The organism is Brevundimonas sp. (assembly GCF_965278935.1).
Classification (GTDB): Bacteria; Pseudomonadota; Alphaproteobacteria; order Caulobacterales; family Caulobacteraceae; genus Brevundimonas.
In genome coordinates this window covers 1349704-1367427 of sequence record NZ_OZ257124.1, presented here as the reverse complement: position 1 = coordinate 1367427, position 17724 = coordinate 1349704, and the positions used below count along the sequence as shown (strand labels likewise).

17 protein-coding genes are annotated in these 17724 nt (G+C 68.7%); 9 read left to right on the top strand and 8 right to left on the bottom strand.

Going from position 1 to position 17724, the window contains the following annotated elements; translation table 11 throughout:
* Positions 1 to 11 precede the first annotated feature (11 nt).
* The 3 genes from ACQY68_RS06780 to ACQY68_RS06770 are packed head-to-tail and all read left to right on the top strand — an operon-like array spanning position 12 to position 2302.
* Positions 12 to 827, top strand: a complete 816-nt coding sequence (locus tag ACQY68_RS06780) for a TPM domain-containing protein (RefSeq protein WP_428152285.1) — start codon at positions 12 to 14, stop codon at positions 825 to 827.
* Complete coding sequence (locus ACQY68_RS06775; protein ID WP_428152284.1) at positions 827 to 1513, top strand: TPM domain-containing protein; 687 nt, start codon at positions 827 to 829, stop codon at positions 1511 to 1513. The genes ACQY68_RS06780 and ACQY68_RS06775 overlap by 1 nt, the downstream gene beginning before the upstream one ends.
* 51 nt (positions 1514 to 1564) lie before the next feature.
* Positions 1565 to 2302 carry an endonuclease/exonuclease/phosphatase family protein gene (locus ACQY68_RS06770; RefSeq protein ID WP_428152283.1) on the top strand — a complete coding sequence of 246 codons (738 nt, stop codon included), beginning with the start codon at positions 1565 to 1567 and terminating at the stop codon, positions 2300 to 2302.
* Here ACQY68_RS06770 and ACQY68_RS06765 read toward each other — a convergent pair.
* Complete coding sequence (locus ACQY68_RS06765) at positions 2287 to 3750, bottom strand: phospholipase D-like domain-containing protein (RefSeq protein ID WP_428152282.1); 1464 nt, start codon at positions 3748 to 3750, stop codon at positions 2287 to 2289. The two genes, ACQY68_RS06770 and ACQY68_RS06765, sit on opposite strands and share 16 nt — an antisense overlap.
* Positions 3751 to 3910: 160 nt before the next feature.
* Between ACQY68_RS06765 and ACQY68_RS06760 the strand changes: the two genes are divergently transcribed.
* The 3 genes from ACQY68_RS06760 to ACQY68_RS06750 all read left to right on the top strand — a co-directional run bounded on the left by ACQY68_RS06760 (position 3911) and on the right by ACQY68_RS06750 (position 7500).
* The gene (locus ACQY68_RS06760; protein ID WP_428152281.1) at positions 3911 to 4102 is read left to right on the top strand and encodes a hypothetical protein; all 192 of its coding nucleotides are present in this window, start codon (positions 3911 to 3913) and stop codon (positions 4100 to 4102) included.
* A 144-nt stretch (positions 4103 to 4246) separates the two neighbouring features.
* Positions 4247 to 6790, top strand: coding sequence for a tipN (locus ACQY68_RS06755; protein ID WP_428152280.1), 2544 nt, complete (start codon positions 4247 to 4249; stop codon positions 6788 to 6790).
* 116 nt (positions 6791 to 6906) lie between these two features.
* Positions 6907 to 7500: a hypothetical protein gene (locus ACQY68_RS06750; RefSeq protein WP_428152279.1), complete on the top strand. Its 594-nt coding sequence runs from the start codon at positions 6907 to 6909 to the stop codon at positions 7498 to 7500.
* Here the strand turns inward: ACQY68_RS06750 and ACQY68_RS06745 are convergent.
* A complete protein-coding gene (locus ACQY68_RS06745; protein ID WP_428152278.1) occupies positions 7497 to 8654 on the bottom strand; it encodes an MFS transporter in 1158 nt (385 codons plus the stop codon). The two genes, ACQY68_RS06750 and ACQY68_RS06745, sit on opposite strands and share 4 nt — an antisense overlap.
* Before the next feature lie 49 nt (positions 8655 to 8703).
* Here ACQY68_RS06745 and ACQY68_RS06740 point away from each other — a divergent pair, with 49 nt between their 5' ends.
* The 3 genes from ACQY68_RS06740 to ACQY68_RS06730 are packed head-to-tail and all read left to right on the top strand — an operon-like array spanning position 8704 to position 10570.
* On the top strand, positions 8704 to 9075 hold the full coding sequence (locus ACQY68_RS06740) for a DUF423 domain-containing protein (RefSeq protein WP_428152277.1): 372 nt from the start codon (positions 8704 to 8706) through the stop codon (positions 9073 to 9075).
* Positions 9076 to 9103: 28 nt separating this feature from the next.
* A complete protein-coding gene (gene pip / locus ACQY68_RS06735) occupies positions 9104 to 10078 on the top strand; it encodes a prolyl aminopeptidase (protein ID WP_428152276.1) in 975 nt (324 codons plus the stop codon).
* 36 nt (positions 10079 to 10114) lie between these two features.
* Positions 10115 to 10570, top strand: coding sequence for a hypothetical protein (locus ACQY68_RS06730; protein WP_428152275.1), 456 nt, complete (start codon positions 10115 to 10117; stop codon positions 10568 to 10570).
* Positions 10571 to 10784: 214 nt separating this feature from the next.
* Here the strand turns inward: ACQY68_RS06730 and rodA are convergent, their stop codons facing one another.
* From rodA to ACQY68_RS06700, 6 genes are all read right to left on the bottom strand, one after another.
* Complete coding sequence (rodA, locus tag ACQY68_RS06725) at positions 10785 to 11936, bottom strand: rod shape-determining protein RodA (protein WP_428152274.1); 1152 nt, start codon at positions 11934 to 11936, stop codon at positions 10785 to 10787.
* Positions 11933 to 13963 (bottom strand): penicillin-binding protein 2, encoded by a 2031-nt coding sequence (mrdA, locus tag ACQY68_RS06720; protein ID WP_428152273.1) that lies wholly within the window; start codon positions 13961 to 13963, stop codon positions 11933 to 11935. The genes rodA and mrdA overlap by 4 nt, the downstream gene beginning before the upstream one ends.
* Positions 13960 to 14478, bottom strand: a complete 519-nt coding sequence (locus ACQY68_RS06715; protein WP_428152272.1) for a hypothetical protein — start codon at positions 14476 to 14478, stop codon at positions 13960 to 13962. The genes mrdA and ACQY68_RS06715 overlap by 4 nt, the downstream gene beginning before the upstream one ends.
* Positions 14475 to 15491, bottom strand: a complete 1017-nt coding sequence (gene mreC, locus ACQY68_RS06710) for a rod shape-determining protein MreC (RefSeq protein WP_428152271.1) — start codon at positions 15489 to 15491, stop codon at positions 14475 to 14477. Before mreC ends, ACQY68_RS06715 begins: the two co-directional genes overlap by 4 nt.
* Positions 15492 to 15630: 139 nt before the next feature.
* The gene (locus tag ACQY68_RS06705) at positions 15631 to 16671 is read right to left on the bottom strand and encodes a rod shape-determining protein (protein WP_013269710.1); all 1041 of its coding nucleotides are present in this window, start codon (positions 16669 to 16671) and stop codon (positions 15631 to 15633) included.
* A gap of 244 nt (positions 16672 to 16915) precedes the next feature.
* On the bottom strand, positions 16916 to 17635 hold the full coding sequence (locus ACQY68_RS06700) for a TVP38/TMEM64 family protein (RefSeq protein WP_428152270.1): 720 nt from the start codon (positions 17633 to 17635) through the stop codon (positions 16916 to 16918).
* Positions 17636 to 17724: the final 89 nt, after the last annotated feature.

Below are 17724 nucleotides of genomic sequence, written 5' to 3'. Positions count from 1 at the left end.
GAACGACCAAGTTGACCAAGGCTTTTCTGGTCGTTTTCTTCGTGGGTTTGGCGACGCTGTTCGCGCCCGCCGCGGTGGCCGATCCGACCTTCCCCGCCCTGTCCGGCCGGGTCGTCGATCAGGCCGAATTGCTGACCCCGGCGACCGAGGCCGAGATCACGACGAAACTGGCCCGGCTTGAGACCGACACGGGCGACCAGTTCGTGGTGGTGACCCTGGACAGCCTGCAGGACTACGAGATCGAGGACTACGGCTACCGGTTGGGCCGCGCGTGGGGCATCGGCAATGCGGAGAACGACGGCGGCGTCCTGCTGATCATAGCGCCGAACCAGCGCAAGGTGCGACTGGAAGTCGGCTATGGCCTCGAGCCCGTCCTGACCGACGCCCTCTCCAACCAGATCATCCAGAACGACATCCTGCCCCCGTTCCGCGAGGGCGAGTTCTCGAACGGCATCGAGGCCGGGGTCGACGCGGTGATCGCCCAGTTGCGCCTGGACCCCGCAGAGGCCGCCGCCCGCGCCGCCGAGGCCGCGCCGAGCGAGGCGGAAGCGCCGGTCCTTCCGGGCATCATCATCGCCCTGATCTTCATCTTCTTTTTCCTGAGCCTGCTGCGGGGCATCGGACGGCGGGGTCGCAAGCGCGGCGGGCGCCGGAGCGGGATCGATCCCATCCTGATCTGGGGAGCGTCGGAAATCCTGTCGAACGCCTCGCGGGGATCGTCGCGCGGTTCGTCCGGGAGTTCGTGGGGAAGTTCGGGGAGCGGCTTCGGCGGGTTCTCGGGCGGTGGGGGCAGCTTCGGCGGCGGGGGAGCCTCGGGCGGATGGTGATGCGGCTGACATCCAGCGAACATGCGCGCGTGGCCGGCGCCATCGCGAAGGCGGAGTCCGGCACCTCAGGCGAGATCTTCTGCGTTCTGGCCGGTCAGGTCTCGAGCTATCGCGACATCACCCTGGCCTGGGCGGCGGCCGCCGCCCTGCTCCTGCCGCTCGTCCTGATCCCGTTCGGGTTTGAATCCGCCTGGTTTCCGGGTCTGGGCGCCGGCTGGGAAGCGGGCCACCTGTCCGCCCTGAACCTCAACCTGGGCCGCGCTCTCGGCGCCTATGCGGTGGTGCAGGCCGCAGTGTTCGTGGCGGTCTATATCCTGCTGAGGATTCCCGTCCTGACGCGGTTGACGACGCCGCGCGGCGTCCGCCGCGACCGGACGCGGCAGGCAGCCATGCACCAGTTCCTGGCTCATGGCCTGCACGTCACCGAGCATCGCACCGGCGTCCTGATCTTCGCCGCCATGGCCGATCGACAGGTCGAGGTCATTGCCGACCAGGGCATACATTCGCGTGTCGATCAGGCTGTCTGGGCCGAGGCGGTCCAGGTGCTGACCGAAGGGCTCCGCGATCGCCGCGCCGCCGAAGGCTTCGAGCAGGCCATCGCTCTGGCGGGCAGCGTACTGGCCGAACACTTCCCGCCCCGGCCGCGCAATCCGAACGAAGTGCCCGATCGTCTTGTGGAAATCTGATCCCGCCGACGCCCTCGCTTTTGGCGAGGAATTGGCCTAGCCCGTGCCGCCATGCGGCTAGTCACCTATAACGTCCATCGCTGTGTCGGGGTCGACAAGCGACTGGATGTCGAACGCATCGCCGGCGTGATCGCCGAACTTGAACCCGATATCGTCTGCCTGCAGGAACTCGATGTCGGTCGCGCCAGAACCGGTGGCGTCGATCAGGCTCGCGCCATCGCCGACCGCCTGTCGATGGCCGTCCGCTTCCATGCCGCCATGAAGGTGGAGGCCGAGGAATACGGCGACGCGATCCTGACCCGGCACCCGGAGACCCTGATCCATGTCGGCGCCCTTCCGACCGTGCGCGGCGTGCCCGGTCTGGAGCCGCGCGGCGCCCTGTGGGTGCGCGTCAACATTGAGGGCGCCGACGTCAATGTCCTGACGACCCATCTCGGCCTCGTTCCGCGCGAGCAGCGGCTTCAGGCGGCGGCCCTCGTCGGCAAGGACTGGCTGGGTCACCCGGACTGCAAGGGGCCCACCCTGCTGGCCGGCGACTTCAACGCGACCTCGATCACCCGGCCGTATCAGACGCTGACCAGAAACCACGCCGACTGCCAGCGCCGGCTGGGCCTGAAGCCGACGCTGAAGACATTCCCGTCCGGATTCCCGGCGATCCGCATCGACCACGTCTTCGTCAGCCCGGAAATCAGGGTCACAGGCGTGCGCGCGCCCTTCTCGCCCCTGTCACGGATGGCGTCCGACCACCTGCCTCTGGTCGTCGATTTCGAGATTCAGCCCGCCGCCTGAAGCCGCTGCGAGCGGTTGCGCCGCTTCCATGGCCGCCAGGCGTCGCGCGGCGAGGTCGGATCGCCCAGTTGAAACTCGGCGATAGTGCGCTGGATCATCGACGGCGGCGTAGCGCCCAGCGGCGACATCCGGCCGCTTCCGAACTTCTGGATCGCCTCGCCGATGGAGCCGCAGACGGCCTCGGCGGCCGCAAATTCTTCTGCCGTCACACCAATGAAATGACCGATGGTCCTATGGCGGAAATTCCGGATGGCCGCGCGACCCGCCTCGTCCTCAGGCGCGATCGCCACGTCGCATTCGGTGTCGAAACCCAGCGACCGGTTGTTCAGGTTCGTCGACCCGATCCGCAGCAGGACGTCGTCCACCACCGTCACCTTGGCATGGACGATGACCCGCTCGCCGTTCTTCGTGTTGGGGCTGAAGGCGAAGAAGCGGTTGTGCCGGTCGGCGCTCTCCAGCCGGAACAGGACCTCGGCCCGCGCCGTGTCCATGGTCATGCTGTCGAACCAGCTGGGACTGCGGCCCGTCGAGACCAGGACGATCTCCGGCCCGTCCTCCTCATCCAGCCGCTCCGCCAGAGCGTTGGCGATGACCGGAGAGGTGAAATACTGGTTCTCCATATAGATCAGCTTCCGCGCGGCCCGGATCGCCTCGAGGTGAAGTCGTTCGTTCTCGCGGACCTCGTGACGCCCGCCGAAGCCCGGCTCCGTGCGGGCGATGCCGACCGGCGTGTCGCGGAAGTCCACCGCCAGGTCGTCGGGCCAGGGATCCGCCTCGACCGTTTCCGGCACGGTGCGCTCCCAGGTGGCCTTGAACCAGCGCTCGCGGGCCAGATCGCCCAAGGCCCGCGCAGCCGGCCCGCTCATGACGCACATGGTCTCGTGCCGGGGCGCCGAGATGAGCCCGGACGGCTGGCAGCGCCGGGGGTCGTCGTCGAGATGCGCCTCGGAGTCCCAGCGATCGACGGAGATGTCCCCCCCGCCGCAGAAGGCCACGGCATCGTCGATGATGATCGCCTTCTGATGGTGACAGGCGCCGATCGGACCCGGCGTATCCAGCCGGAACTCCACCATCCGCTTGCGGAACCAGGCCTGGGCCTTGTGCGGATAGAAGCCTTGCGACGCGGCGATCAGCAAAGGCGATTTCCAGATCAGCAGACGGACGTCGAGCTCGGGCCGCGTCTTGACGAGCATCCGGAGCAGGTGGCCGATCTCGGCCTGTTTGTCCCCGTGGCGGGTGGCGGGATCCAGCCGCGTACGCGGGTCGAACTGCCAGCCCAGCACGACCACCGACCGCCGCGCCTTTCCCAATGCCGACGCCAGGGCTTCGAAATAGGCGGCGTTCTCCATCAGGATCGACAGCCGGTCGGCCCGTTCGACCCGCCATACGGTGTCGCCAGGCGCCAACAGCACGCCGGTGTCCAGCAACGGGCCTTGCGCGGCGTCCATGTCGGGTGTCCCTGCCGGCGTCGATGATCGGGGCGTCCGGCCTGCAAAGACGCCCGGACCCGTCTTCCGTTCCACGCCCCCGCCCCCCCGGTCAATGCGGTTCGACCGCTGGATTGTCCGGTTCGCCGAAATCAGGCATAAGGCGGGCTGGATTTGGAGGGTGCAGACCGTGCAGGCGTTGATCGAGTTGCTGGCCGGCTTCATCGCCCTGCTCGCCACGGCGGCCCTGGCCCAGTTCGGCGTCGATCTGAACAGCGCACCCCGCCCTGATCGCGAGATCCATCGTGTCAGTGATTGCCCCGAAGCGCCGACCCAGGCCCTTCTGACGACTCAACTCAGGAACGACTGCTAGGTCGCGACGCGTCAAATTGACGATCACGGCCTGCCGGGCGTTTTTTTGACGCAACGGCGAGTCGATACCCGCACAAAATGGTCTAGGGTTGCGGTCGCGCCTGACTCCCGCGTCACGCGCCAGCCCACCTGAGATCCGCGCCCCATGAAGTCCCGTTCCCGGCCGCCTTTGACCCTGTCCGACCCCGAACCGGCGCCCGTGGGCGACGCGACGGCCGGACTCGAAGCGGCCACCACTCCAGAACCCCTCGCTCAGCCCGAGAGCGCACCCGAACGGCCGATGTCGGAACGCCGCCGTCGTCGGCTGCTGGAACAGCAGCGCAGCGCCGCCGATCTCGAACTGCCATCGCCCGAACCGGCTGCCGCCGTCACGCCTGCGATCCAGCCCTCGGAGGCCGAGCCGGCGGTGGAGCCGCTGACCTTCTCGACCAGCGCCGACGCACCGCCCGCGACCTATGCGGCGACGCCCGTCCCGACCGCCGAAACCACAGCCCTCCGCCCGGCGCCCGTGCGCTCCGGTCCCTCCTACCTGATCGCCGGCGTCGCCGCGGCTCTGTGGATCGGCGGCATCGCCTCCTGGGCCGCCTATGAGATCGGCTCCGGCGCGGTCTCGCCCGACCCGCTGCGGCTGGCCATCTACGCCCTGATCGCCCTCGCTCCGGCCGGTCTGGCCATCATGCTGGCCCACGCGGTCCGTCAGGGCGCCGGCCTGGCCTCCGAGACCCGCCGCGCGCGGGAGCTGGCCGAAGCGCTCGTCGCACCGACCGCCCTCGCCGCCCAGCAGACCGGTCACGTCCTGTCGGCCCTGCGCAACGACATCGACCAGGCCGCGCTCGCCGCCGAGCGCGCGCGCAACGACATGGCTCTGCTGCGCGAGGCCCTGTCGCTGGAAACGAACCGCCTCAACGAGGCCGCCGAGGCGGCCGGCCGCACCGCCCGCCGTCTGACGGAATCGCTCGGTCGCGAGCGCGAGGAAATGACGGCCCTCGGCGGTCGCCTCGACGGCCAGGCGTCGGGCGTCCTCGACGCCGTGGAGCGCCAGTCGCGCCTGATCGTCGATGCGTCGGATCTGGCGCAGACCCAGCTTCGCGAGGCCGAGGCCGCCCTCGCCGCCCGCGCCTCCGACCTCGCCGCCGCCGCCGGAGAGGCGCAGGACGCCGCCCGCATGGCCGCCGACGATCTGGCCCGCCAGACCCTGCGGCTCGAGAACGCCGGCACCGGCGTCGCTGAACAGATCCAGTCGGTCGAGGAAGGCCTGGGCCAGCAGCGCGCCGCCCTGGTCACCGCCGCCTACGCCCTGCGCACCGATCAGGAAGACTTCTCCGCCCAGGTCGAGAGCCAGCGCGCCCAGCTGACCGAGCAATTGTCGGCCGCGCGCACCGCGACCGGCGATCTCGGCGATACCTCCGTCAAGGCGACCGAAGGCCTGCGTGATCTGGTCGAGGCCGCGACCGATCAGTTCCGCGCCCTCGTCGACCTGTCCCAGCGCGAGGCCGACAGCTTCGATGCGGCGACCAAGTTGTCGCTCGACCGGTTTGAGGCTCTGGCCGCCGAGGCCCGCGATACCCTCATCGAAGAGACGCGCCGCACGCTGGCGGTACTCAAGGCCACGGCCGAGGAAAGCCGACAGGCCGCCGACGGCGCCGCGGGTCAGGCCCAGATCCGCGCCGACCGCTTGGGCGAGGCCCTGTTCGACGCCGCTCAGAAGGCCGACATGGCCGCCGACGCGCGTGTCGAAGGCGCCCGCCGGATCGTCGGCGAGACCGTCGATCTGGTCGATCAGGCCGGCGAGCGGGCGATCGAGAAGCTGGAAACCACCCTGTCCCGCATGACCCAGGCCCTGGCCGAGGTCGACGCCGCCATCGGCGATCTGGACGACCGCGCCTCCCGTCTGCCGGAAGAAGCCCGCGCCCGCGCCGAGGCCGTTCGTATCACGGTCGAGGAAGGACTGGCCGCCCTCGGCGCCGCATCGCGCAAGGCTGCCGAGGACACCGAGGCGCTGGACGCCGGCTTCCAGGAACGGGTCCGCCGCAACTACGACATGCTGACCGAGGCCGTTCGTTTGATGGGGGTCGTCTCCGGCGACGGCGGCGCCCCGATCCGGCGGAGGGACACCCTCGCCGAACCGGCTCCGGCGACCGAGCGGCGCGCTTCGCCGGAGGAGACTGAGCGCGGCTTCGGCCTGCGCGGACGTCTGAAGCTGGCGCCCACCGCCGGCGATCCGGGCGCTCGTCCCGCGCCGCCTGCCAAGGACCGCCTGGACTGGAGCGATCTGGTCGATGAAGGTCCGGGCGAGCCGCCGCTGGATCTCGATACGCCGGTGATGCCCGCCGACGACGGCGCCCTGACCGACCGGATCACCGCCGCCATCCGTCGGATGGGAGTCGATCCGAACGCCCTCCTGCCCCGCTCTCGCGTCGAGGAGGCGGCGTCCGCCTTCGCCGGACGCGATCCCGACCGGGCCCGCCAGATCGTCCGCCGCGTCGCCCCCGCCGCCGTCCGCAGCGTCTCGCGCCGGGTCATGAGCGATCCGGAGTTGCGGGGAGACGCCGAACGTTACGTCCGCGCCTTTGCGGGTCGGCTGAGCAATGAAGCGCGCGACGGCTCGCCGGCCGTCCTGGCCGCCTTGGCGACCGACGCGGGACGGGCCTTCATGCTGCTCGATGCTGCAGTGGGCGATCTCGCCTGAAACACGAATCGACCGGCCGTTCAGGCCGATGATCCGCTTTTGGCTTGACGAAATCGTCCGCTTGCGGACACCGTCCGTCCTGCTGTCATGACGTTGTCACACGCCTAGCAGGGTCCATGCTCGACACCATCGCCGAGAACCAGCCGGACCGCAGGCCTGCGATCCTCGTCTGCGTCTACGAGACGGCCGACCCGCTCTGGAATGCGCTTGACGGCGATACGGACTGGACGCCGCCCGGTGCGCGTCTGCGTCCGCTCGGTCCCGGAGAGCCCGCCGATCTGGCCGGCCGGATTACAGGCGAACTCGACCATGCCGATTGCCGCGCCGTCCTCCTCGTGGGCCGGACCCGCAAGAGCGACGGCTTCCGCGTGCAGATGCGGGCCGAAAACCGCGCCCTGACCGGCGGCAAGAAACTGTCCCGGACGGGGCCCAGCCTGGCCCGCGCGACCGCGCCCGTGGCCGAGATGGTCCGCGCACTGATCGACGCCGGACTGACCGCCGACGCGACCTCGGACAGCGAGGAGGATGTCGGCTCCTACCTGCTCTACCGCGTGCTGACCGCACTGCCGGACGACGTCGATGCGCCGGCCGTGGGTCTGCTGAGGGCGCCTTCGACCCTGAACGAGGCGCAGCTTCGGCTGGGCATCCAGACGGCGACGACGGCCATGGCCCGCCACCTGTCTCCCCTGCCCCGCGCCCGCCTGAGCTAGACTCCGCCGACCCGGCGCAGCCGCCAGCCCAGCAGCAGGCCGATCACCGCCAGTCCGGTCATGGCCAGATAGCCCAGCACCCCTACCCGGTCATACAGCGGCCCCGCCGCCAGCGTCGCCAGGCCGATCAGGATCCCGGCCGCCATCACCGAGTTCAGGGTCTGGGCCGCCGTATGCCCGCCGGGCGGGGCGAGCTTCTCGATGATCTGCACACCGGCCAGATAGGTCGCCGCGAAGGTCAGGGCATGGAGCGCCTGCAGCGGCCACAGCACCCACAAAGGCGGCGCGAAGGCGAGCGCAGTCCAGCGGATTACGGCCGCGACGCCGCCCAATGTCAGGATGGTCCCCGGCCCGATCCCGCGCCGCTTCCGCCACGGCTCGATCCACCACATGAAGGCGATCTCGACCACGACCGAGACGGCCCACAGCAGGCCGGTCATCGTCTCGCTGATCCCCTGAGCCTTCCAGGCGATGGCCGAGAAGCCGTAGTAAAAACCATGCGTCGCCTGGACCGCGCCGATCGCCAGGACGGCGGTCATGAAGACCGGATCGACGGCCAGCCGCGCCAAGCCGGCGAACCGTTCCCGTCCCGCGACCTTCGGCCCCTCGGTGACCGGATCGCCGGGCAGCAGGGTCGCGGCGGTCAGGGCGATCAGGGCGCCGGCGACGGCGATCCAGACGATGACCCAGTCCGCCGATCCCCGCGTCAGGATGGCCCCCATGATCACATTGGCGGCGACGAAGGCCGCCGAGCCGCAGCCTCGCGGCCAGGCGAAGTCGAACCCGTGACGCCGCGCGACCTGGAGCGACAGAACGTCGCTGAGCGGGATCAGACCGGCCATGGCCGTCGCCGCGACGAACCACAGGAAACCCTGCAACCAGACACCTTCGGTCAGGCCGGCCCCCGCATAGGCCAGACCCAGGACCAGTCCCAGTATGGCGATGGGCGATCGCCGCCGCCGGAACCCGTCGGCCCACACCGCGATGGCCGGGCCGGTGATCAGCCGGGCCAGCATCGGCGCCGCCAGAAGAACGCCGATCTCGGCTCCCGAAAATCCCTGGGCGCGAAACCACAGCCCTGCGAACGGCAGGCTCACGCCGTTGGCGCCGAAGAGCAACACATACTGCAGCGCCATGCGGCGTGACGGCGTCATGGTCCATCCGATAGCAGACGGCGACAAATCCGTGGGGTAGGTTTGTCCCATGATCTGGAATCGTAACCTGGCCGTCTTTGCGGCGTTCAACGGCGCGATGGCCGTGGCGGTCGGAGCTTTCGCCGCCCACGGCGCGGGTCCGCAGATCAAGACGCTGTTGACGACCGGCGCGTCCTATCAGCTGGCGCACGCTCTGCTGGCCCTGATCTGCTCGATCATTCCCGTGGGCGGCAAGTTGCCCGCCGTCGCTGGATGGCTGGCCTCGGTGGGCGGGTTGATCTTCTGCCTGGCCCTGGCCTTCCTCGGCTTGCTCAGTTTGCCCGCGCTCGGCGCCGTCGCTCCGATCGGCGGCGTGCTGATGATCGCCGGCTGGCTGGTGCTTGCCTTTGCCGCGTTTCGGTCACAACCCGTAAACGCCTGACCCCCTACCTGAAAGCTCCGACCACCGAATGGCCTTCCCTGTGACCGAGACGCCCCGACGCGAGCTTTATCCGGAGCTTGAGCCCTTCGCGTCCGGCTGGATGCAGACCGACAGCGCGCACGAGATCTACTACGAGGAGTGCGGCAATCCGCAGGGCAAGCCCGCGCTGATCCTGCACGGCGGCCCCGGCGGGGCGGTGAACCCCGGCATGCGGCGCTATTTCGACCCGGCCATCTATCGCATCGTGCTGTTCGACCAGCGCGGTTGCGGCAAGTCGCGACCGAACGCCTCGCTGGAAGACAACACCACCTGGACCCTGATCGACGACATCGAGCGGCTGCGTGAACGCTGCGGCATCGACAAGTGGACGGTCTTCGGCGGCTCTTGGGGTTCCACCCTGTCGATGGCCTACGCCATCACCCATCCCGAGCGGGTCGACGCCCTGATCCTGCGGGGCATCTTCCTGCTTACCAAGAAAGAGCTGCACTGGTTCTACCAGGACGGCGCCTCGATGATCTTCCCGGACGCTTGGGAGCGGTTCGTCGCCCCGATCCCCGAGGAAGAGCGCCACGACCTGATGGGCGCCTACTACAAGCGGCTGACCGGCGACGACAAGGAAGAACGCGAGCGCTGCGCCATCGCCTGGTCCAGCTGGGAGGGCGAGACGGTCAGCGTCGAAGGCCCGTCGGCCCGTCCCGACAAGTTCGCCGAGCCCGACTTCGCCGTCGCCTTCGCCCGTATCGAGTGCTGGTACTTCGTCAACGGCGGCTTCTTCCCCGAGGAAGGCTGGCTGCTGAAGAACATAGGCCGCATCCGCCAGATTCCGACCTGGATCGCGCAAGGCCGGTTCGACGTGGTGACCCCGATCGCCAGCGCCTGGGCCTTGAGCCGCGCCTTCCCCGAGGCGAAGCTGGACATCGTTCCCGACGCCGGCCACGCCTCGACCGAGCCGGGCATCATCGACAGCCTGGTCCGCGCGACCGACTGGGCCGCCACGCTCTGATAGGAACCCGCCGGGTCTCCCGAGCGTAAGCGCAGGATGGCGGCGAAGCTGAAGGTCTTCACCTGGTCTGACGGGTTTCACGCCTTCACGGTGGCCGCGTCCTCACGCCCGAAAGCGCTGGAGGCGTGGGGCGCGACCCAGGACCTGTTCAAGACCGGTCTGGCCCGTGAGGTCGATGAGGGCGCCGACCGCGAAGCCGCCCTGGACTCCCCCGGCACGGTCATCTCGCGGGGTCTGTCGGTCGATGTCGGCAAGGCGGAAAAGCGGAAACCCAGGCCGGAAAACGCCAAGGCCAAGGCCAGGGTAAAGGCGCTGGAAGCCGACCTGGAGGCCCTGGATGCCCGACAGGCCGAGCAGGTTCAGGCGCTGCAGGACCGGCAAGCCGCGCTGGATCAGGACCGCGCGAAGCTGGAGGCGGTCAACGACAAAACGCGCAAAGCCCTGCTAACCAGGCTGAAAGCCTCGCGCGACGCCGCCAATCAGTCGTCCTGAATTTATTCCTCACGGCCTCTTGGCACGCTGTCGGAGAATGCCCACGTCGATGGAGATCTTTGACATCACAGGCATGCCACCGAGCGCCAGCCGGCCGCTTTAATTTCCGATAATACTTGCACTGCTCAGACAGCGCACCATCTAACGCTTTGTTTTAAAACGACAGCCGTTGCATCGTCTTGCACTCGAAAAATCGAAAACAGTGCAAAATGGCCTAGATCAGGCCGTGGCCCTTGGGCAATTCGGTGTAGCGGTGCACCCGCACGGCCATGACCAGGCCGAAGCCGATCATGACCGTCAGCATGACCGTGCCGCCATAGCTGAGCAGCGGCATTGGCACGCCCACGACCGGCGCCAGACCCATGACCATGGCCCCGTTGATCAGCACGTAGAGGGCGAAGGTCGCGGTGACCCCGGCCGCCCCCATCCGCCCGAAATGGCTGTGGGACAGCGACGCGATGCGGAAGGCGATCAGGATGATGGCCACGTAGCAGAGCAGGATCGAGAACGAGCCGACGAAGCCGAACTCCTCGGACAGGGCCGCGAAGGCGAAGTCGGTATGTTTCTCCGGCAGGAATTCCAGCTGGCTCTGGCTGCCGAGGCCGTATCCCTTGCCCAGCAGGCCGCCGGAGCCCAGGGCGATCTTGGACTGGGTGATGTGGTAGCCGGTGCCGGACGGGTCGCTCTCTGGCGACAGGAAGGTCAGCACACGGTTGCGCTGATAGCCGTGCATGCCGAACAGGACGTAGAACGGGACCGCGATCGCCGTGGGGATGGTCACCGCGGCGATGACCTTCCAGTCCAGACCGGCGATGAACATCATGGCCGCCCCTGTCAGGCCGATCAGCATGGCGGTGCCGAGATCCGGCTGGTGCGCCACGAGCAGGAAGGGCGCGGCGATGATGCCGACCGGATAGATCAGTTTCCAGCTGAGCCGCGCGTCCTTGGCGGAGGCGCCGTGGTAGTAGCGCGCCAGGGCCAGCACCAGGCCGATCTTCATGATTTCGGACGGCTGGAAGCTGATCGGTCCGATCTCCAGCCAGCGGGTCGCGCCCATGCGCGTATCCCCGGCCACCTCGACCGCGACCAGCAGAAGCAACGCCACGGCGTAGAGCGGATAGGCCGCCCCGAACCACCAGCGCAGCGGCACCAGCGACAGTCCGAGCATCATGAACAGGCAGACGCCGAAGCGGACCACATGGTTCGTCGCCCAAGGCTCCCACGAGCCGCCGGCGACCGAATACATCATGGCGCCGCCTGTGCCGCCGACGATGCACAGCAGGGCGGCGAAGCGCCAGTCGATCTGGCCGATCTTGACCGGCAGACGGTCGCGCTCGCCGGGGCGGGTCAGGGCGGAGGACGTCATTGCGGTTCCGACAGATAGGGGCGCGGGCCGCTGGTCGGGCGCGGCGCGCCACGGACGCCGGGATCGGGAGGGCTCGGCGTGGGAGGCGCGACGGCGGGTTCGGGCGCGGCGCCGATTTCACCCTCGTCGAGCTGCGGGCCGGTCGCTTCCGGGGGCGGCGGACGGGTGATCCGTTCGCGCATTTCCGGATCCTTCAACAGGACCGTGCGCATGACCTCGCGCGCGCGCGGGGCGCCGGCGGTGCCCCCGCCCCGACCGCCGTGCTCGATGATGACCACCACGGCGTAGCGCGGCGCATCGACGGGGGCGAAGGCGATGAACAGGTTGTGGTCCTTCTGCGCCCAGACGTTCGAACGACGGCTGCCCGAGCCGTAGTTGCGCGTCTGGGCCGTACCGGTCTTGCCGGCCATCTGGATGTCGCCGAGGCCGAGCTGGGACTGGCGATAGGCGGTGCCGGACCGGTCGTTGGCCACGGCGATCATCCCGCCCCTGACGATGTCGAGATGCTCGACGCTGAACGGCAGGTCGGGAACCTCGGCGCCCGATGGCCGATCGACGCCGCCGACCGACTTGATCAGACGCGGCTGGATCGCCTTGCGGCCATTCGCCAGACGCGAAGTGTAGACGGCCAGCTGGAGCGCGTTGACCGTGACTGCCCCCTGACCGATGGCGACCGACGTCGTCTCGCCCGGATGCCAGACGGGGTCGCGCGGGAAGGTGCGGCGCTTCCACTCCGTGGACGGCAGCATGCCCTTGCGCTGGTTGTCGACGCCGATGTCGAACTCGTGCTCGAAGCCCAGCTTCATCGCCGTGTCGCGGATCAGATCGACGCCGGCGCGATTGCACATCGTGTAGAAGTAGATGTCGCAGGAGTTCTTGATCGCGTTGTGCATGTCCTGCGAGCCGTGACGGCCCCAGCACCGCTGGCCGGTGCGGAAGACGCCGCTGCAGTTCACACGATCGGCCGGATTCACCCCCGCCGCCAGCAGGGCCAGGGCCGTCGCCGGTTTGAAGGTCGAGCCCGGCGGGAAGGTGCCGTTGATCGTCTTGTCCAGCAACGGCTTGCGCTCATAGTCCGCGAGCGCGCGATAGGTCCGGGTCGGAACGCCCGAGACGAACAGGTTCGGATCGAACGACGGCGCCGACATCATGCACAGGATGTCGCCGTTGCGGACGTCCATGACCACGCAGGCCCCGGACTCGTCTCCGAACACTTCAAGCGCCCGGTTCTGGACGTCGGCGTCCAGCGTCAGGACGACATCCTTGCCGGGGACGGCGGGGCGGGAGCCGCCGATATCCTCGGCCACGACCCGACCACGGGCATCGACCTCGACCCGGTTGCCGCCGGCCTCGCCGCGCAAATCCTTATCGAGCGCCTTCTCCACGCCCGAGCGTCCGATGCGGAAGCCCGGGTTGAACAGGATCTGCGGCGGCTCCTCGCCCTTGTCGCGAATGGCCTTGATGTCGCGGTCCGAGACCTTGGCGACGTAGCCGATCACATGGGCGAAGGCGCCGGTGAAGGGGTAGAAGCGCGCCTCGTTCATGTCGGCCATGACGCCCGGCAGTTCGGGGGCGTACAGATTGACCTTGGCGAACTCTTCCCAGCTCAGGTCGCTCTTGACCGGGACCGGGCTGAAGCGCGGGGCGGCGTTGACGTCGCGGATGATGGCGCGGCGACGATCGAGCGTGTCAGGCAGCAGGCGGCCCAGCAGGTCCAGCGTCTGATCCAGGTCCTTGGTCTCGTCGCGCACGACCAGAACGCGGAAGCTCGGCCGATTGCCGGCGATGGTGACGCCGTTGCGATCGAGGATGCGCCCACGCGGCGGCGGCACCAGTCGGAAGTTGAACTGGTTCTGGCTGGCGAGGGTCGAGTACTCCTGCGCCTGCACGACCTGAAGCTGGGCCAGACGGACGGTCAGGGCCGTCGCGCCCAGCGCCGTCAGTCCGCCGACCACGAAGGTGCGACGCAGGAACGAGCCCTGACGCTCGTTCACATCGGAGAAGAAGATCGAAGGTTCGCCGCTCATCTGAACCGCACGTCGCCATCGTCGAACCGCTGGATCATCCAGTCGGCCGCAGGGAAAAGAAGCAAGGTCGGGACGACCTGTCCCAGAAGGGACAGCAGGCTGGGCGCCCGGCCCGCATCCAGTGTGACCACCAGATACGCCACGATGAAGGCGGACAGGACGCAGAGCGCATACCAGACGAACAGGATCTGGGTTTCCTGACCGGCCAGCAGGTTCCGCGAGGCGAGGACGACACCATAGACGCTGAGCAGGCACAGCGGCCACAGACCGAGGGTGCCGCCCCAGAACATGTCGAGGAACAGACCCAGGCCGAACAGCACGGCCGGCGCGACCATCGACGGTCGGATCAGCGGCCAGGCGAAGGCGAGGATCAGCGGCAGGACGGGCTCTGGCAGTTTCAGCCCGAACAGTTCGACCGGGGTCGCGAGCAGAACCGTCACGGCGATGGCGACGAGCGCGGGGTAGAGGACCCACTGGGTCGGCCCGACCACCCGCATGGCGACGGCTCGTCTCACTCGGCGGGCCTTGGCTGGGCGGGAGGCGTCGTGGCCGGAGTTGCTGCAGCCGCGGCGCGGTCACGGCGAGCCGCGGCGTCGCCGATGGCGGCGGCGGCCTCGGCGGTCGGGGCCGGAGCAGCCCCCAGGCCGGCCAGCGGCGGGGCGTTCAGGGCGTCAGGCGTGACCAGCTGGCCGAAGTCCTGGAACAGCATGACACGGACGTAGTCGATGGCGCCCCGGTCGCTGAACAGCTTGACCCGCCACGACCCGTCGATGCCGCGCGCGGCGACGCCGATGGGCAGACCCCGCGGGAAGCCGCCGCCGTCGCCGGAACTCAGGATGCGATCTCCGGCCTGGACCGAGTCCTGACCGCGCACGAACTCCAGGCGCGGATTGCCGGAGCCGTCACCGGTCAGCATGGCGCGGGCGTCGGTACGGTCGATGAGGACCGGGGTGCGCGAGGCGACGTCCGTCAGCAGAAGCATCCGGCTGACGCCGCCTGTGGCGCCGACGATGCGGCCGACCAGACCGTCCTCGTTGATCACCGGATTGCCGATACGCACGCCCTTCGACGTGCCGGCGTCCAGCAGACGGGCGTTGATGAAAGGACCGCGCGATTCCGAGATCGAACGGGCCGTCGCCATGGCCACGGGCGGCTCGGTCCGCAGGCCCAGCATGGCCTCGTAGCGGCCGTTGACGTTCTTCAGGGCGATGGCCTGATCCCGCCAGGGCCGCAGCTCTTCGAGCTCGGCGCGCAGGCGGCGGTTCTCCGACACGGCGAAGAAATAGCCCTTCACATAGTCGGTGGCGTTGCCCGCCCAGCGCACCGGCCAGGCCAGCAGGCCGTTCACGGGGCCAGCGCCGGCGTCGAAGCCCGCACGGACGGGGCCGTAGCTGTCGCCCGCCGCGTCATGACGACGGTCGGCCAGGATCATGACGATCGAAGCGATGATGGCGACCACGGTCACGACCGCGGCGGTCCACGCCAGCGGCACTTTGAGCGACTCGAACGGTCCGTCGCGAAACGCCACGGCCTAGCCTTCCAATAGAGGTCAGAATCGGCGGGACGCCACCCGCCGCTGTGTGCAGCCTATCGCAAAAACCGGGCCAGTTTGAAACCGGCGATTACGCCGGAATCACAAGGATTTGCGGTCACGCCCGAACCTGGACCTAAAGGGCCGAGTCGAGGACGCCCTTCATCCAGCGCGGATGCTCCAGAACGCGGCCGCAACCGATGGCCACGCACGACAGCGGATCGTCGGCCACCGAGACCGGAAGGCCCGTGTGGTCGCGGATTTCGGCGTCCAGACCGCGCAGCAGGGCGCCGCCGCCGGTCAGCATGATGCCCTTGTCGGCGATGTCGGCGGCCAGTTCCGGCGGGGTGGCTTCCAGGGCGACCTTCACGGCGTCGATGATCTGCGACACCGGCTCGGCCAAGGCCTCGGCGGCCTGGCGTTCCGAGATGCGGACCTCGCGCGGCACGCCCTGCATCAGGTCGCGGCCCTTGACCTCGATCGACAGGCCTTCGCCGTCGGCCGGGATGCGGGCGGTGCCGATGTCCTTCTTGATGCGCTCGGCGGTGGTCTCGCCGATCAGCAGGTTATGGTTGCGGCGCATGTAGCTGATGATGCTGTCGTCCATCTTGTCGCCGCCGACGCGGACCGAACGCGAATAGACGATGCCCGACAGGGACAGAACGGCCACCTCGGTGGTGCCGCCGCCGATGTCGACGACCATGGAGCCGGTCGGCTCGTGGATCGGCAGGCCGGCGCCGATCGCGGCGGCCATCGGCTCGTCAATCAGGCCCACGCGGCGGGCCGAGGCGTTCAGGCAGCTGTCATTGATCGCGCGACGCTCGACCGCCGTGGCGCCCGAGGGCACGCAGACGATGATCTTCGGGTTCACGAAGCCCTTGCGGTTATGAACCTTGCGGATGAAGTGCTTGATCATCTCCTCGGCGACTTCGAAGTCGGCGATGACCCCGTCGCGCATCGGACGGATGGCTTCCATGTGGCCCGGGGTGCGGCCCAGCATCTGCTTCGCCTCGATGCCGACGGCGTGGACGATCTTCCGTCCACCGACGTTTCGCAGGGCGACCACGGACGGTTCGTTCAGAACGATGCCCTTGCCCTTCATATAGATGAGGGTGTTGGCGGTCCCGAGGTCCATCGCGATGTCGTTCGAGATGGCGCCGAATAGGGAGAAGCTCATGGGGGTCGAATACCGTTCGGTTGGGGCCTTCAAGGCGCTGCAGTTCGACCGGTTTCAGCGACGCCCCACCCGGCGCGTATCCCCATACGCCACGGATTTCCTGATCGTCCTCGCCTGACCGGCCGTGGCTCGTTTGCCCTCATGGGCAGGCGAATACAAGCCCCGATGCCGTCCGAACGCCCGCTTCCGATCACGACCAAGTTACGGCCCCGCTTGGGTTTCCGCGATGTCCGACCTGTGAAGATCAGTCCGGCGCCCCGCCTGCCCGTTCGCGCCGCTTGACCCACTCCCGCACGCCCAGCATCAGGCCGACGAAGACCACCGCCACACCCGCGAGGATCAGGGAAGTCCAGACGCCGTCACCGCTGACGGCCGCGACCACCGCCCCGCCGAAGAAGGCCACGAGCGCGGTCTTGGGCAGGACGCCCAGCGCGCAGCCCGCCAGAAAGGCCGGGAACGACGCACGGGTGGCGCCGAAGGCCATGTTGACGACGATGAAGGGCGCCGAGGGGACGTTCCGGATCATGAAGCTGGCATAGAAGGCGTTCTTGCCGACGAACCGCTTCAGTCGGTCCAGGGTCTTGCCGCCGAACCGGTCCAGCATCCGGGCGGTGGGGCCCCGCCCCAGCCAGTAGGTCACGCCTGCCGAGGCCACCGTCGCCGCCCAGCTGTAGAAAAAGCCCAGCGACGGCCCGAAGGCGACCACGCAGGCGGCGATCAGGATAAACTGCGGGGCCCCGATGAAGGCCGCGATCACGAACAGGGCCACGGTCGCGGCGAAGGCCCACGGGCTGCCGCGATAGCCCTGCAGCCAGCCTTCCAGGTTCTCTTCGGCTGCCAGTCCGAACTGACTCTTGCCCAGCGCCAGGAGGCCCACTGTCGCACCGAGCAACAGCGCCGCCGCAAGCGCCGTGCGCCAGCGTCGGCCCTCCATGTTCAGAATGAAGTCGAGGATGCCCTTCATGAGGGCGACTTAGCACTCCGCGACGAACTTGCGAACGCAACGGCGCACCACCGCCCGGCGCTCTTTGGCGTCTGCATCCGAAGCGCTAG